1 protein-coding gene is annotated in these 1,823 nt (G+C 57.3%); it reads right to left on the minus strand.

Annotated features, from left to right (window positions below; all coding sequences use genetic code 11):
- Nucleotides 1–171 precede the first annotated feature (171 nt).
- Nucleotides 172–1,731, minus strand: coding sequence for a hypothetical protein (locus tag NW840_RS13465; protein WP_414344820.1), 1,560 nt, complete (start codon nucleotides 1,729–1,731; stop codon nucleotides 172–174).
- Between the last annotated feature and the right edge of the window lie 92 nt (nucleotides 1,732–1,823).

Consider the following 1,823-nt stretch of genomic DNA (forward strand, 5'->3'; position numbering starts at 1 on the left):
ACAAACAGAATGCTATCGCTGCATAGTTGAACAGTGATGTTCAGCAGTGTTCAGCGTAAATGTATCAGCTGCACTGGTGGTTATTCTAGATAAGGATCCGGGCGTTTCCCCAACACTCGGCGCGGCTGATCGTGAGTGTTGAACGGGATCCCCGAACAGCGGGCTTGGCTCTCAAACCAGTCCGAACAGACGGCGCTCTGCCTCCTCCATGCGATCCAAGAAAGCAGCAAATTTGGTGGAGATCTCCCCCACTTCCTGCAAAAAGGCGCGTAGTGTTTGGTACTTGAGAACCAAGGCTTCCTCTAGGGTGCAGGTTTGGAACTGCTCATCCAACGCCTTGCCCAACTCGCTCAGGGCCTGTTCGATAGCAGTTTTGACAGAGCCGACGCTGCGCCGCACCAAACGCATCACCTCCTGCTCCAACTGCGGCTTTTGCTGGGCCAGCTCGCTGCTGGCCAACACCTGTCTTAGGGAAGCATAGGGATCCGCCAGCTCAGCGGGCATTTCGGTAACCGCCTCCGGCAGAGCCTGTTTTGCATTGCTGACGCGCAGGGGCTGCACCAAGCGCCACTCCGATTGTTCTAGCTTTTTCAAGATCCCCATGAACATTGCGGCGGATCCCTCGACATCCCTCAAGAAGCCGCGCAGCACCTGGTGTTTGAGCGTCAGATATTGGACGGGATCCTCATCCTGCAGACCTTCGTCCAGGGCGTTGCCCAACTCGCTTAGGGTGTTCTCGATGGCAACCATCAGGGATCCGGCGCTGTGATGGAGCAGTTGGCGGCAGGACTCTGGGATCTCCTGTCGCAGGTCAGAAGAGGGGCCGGGTGGTGTTGCCGGGGTCGCAAAAGCCGAAAGCTCTGCAGGCTCTTCCTCATCCTCTGGGATCCCAGCGTCAATCCAAGTCATGGGGCTGGCCAGGGACTCTGCCTCGCCCGCGCGAGCGGCATCTTCGGTATTCAGCCAATCCAGATTGGCGGAGAGAGGCTCAGCAGCCAATCCTCCGCCGGGGAGGGTCGCTGGGGGCACGTCAACGTAAAGAGGCTTCAGCATCTGCAGCACAGCATTGGCGGCTTGGCCATCCTGATCCGGCTCCTGCAACTGCTGCACCGCCTCCTTCAGCCGGGCTTCCAGTTCTTGGGGGGAGGCGCAGGCATCGTAGAGGGCTCTGAGCAGCTCGTCCAGGCTGTAGCGCCGCAGGGCCGCCAACCCCTGCAGAGTAGGCTCTACTTTGTGGTACAAAGCCGTGAACAGAACCAGCTTGGCCCGCAAAGGGCTGGTTTGCCGCATCACCCCTGCCCGCAGCTCGAAGGGATCGTAGTCTTGCTTTTGCAGTCGTGGGCTTCCATACTCCAAGGACAAGATAGGCGAGGGTGCGGCCCAAGCTGATGGCTCCTTGGGCGAGGGCATGAGTGGGCTAGAGGGATCCGCTTGGGGCTGTTGATACAGGGGCTGTAGCTTGCTTAGCAGCATCTTGGCGATGCGAGCATACTCGGCTTTTTTGTTGATGCGGCTAATGGCATCTCGAAAGCGCTGGCCCAAAGCATCAAGGGTAGCGTGCTCACGGCAAAGCTGCTCCAGCAGAGCTTTCAGGTCTATTTGGTTCAACTTGCTGACATCGCTTTCCCAAGTGCTGGTGCAGGCAAAGTAAACCAGCTTTTTCACTCGGTCTGCGTACCCGCCCTGCTGCACTTCTTGCACAACAAGGCCAAAGGGATCCGAGACAACCATAGGGAGCTGCTAAGCAGGAGCGTGACTCTAGTCAATAATAAGCTCAACTATACTGAAAATAATGTATAATATGTTCAGTACGGATTACTACC

Source organism: Synechococcus sp. R5-13 (assembly GCF_047462015.1).
Lineage (GTDB): Bacteria > Cyanobacteriota > Cyanobacteriia > Thermostichales > Thermostichaceae > Thermostichus.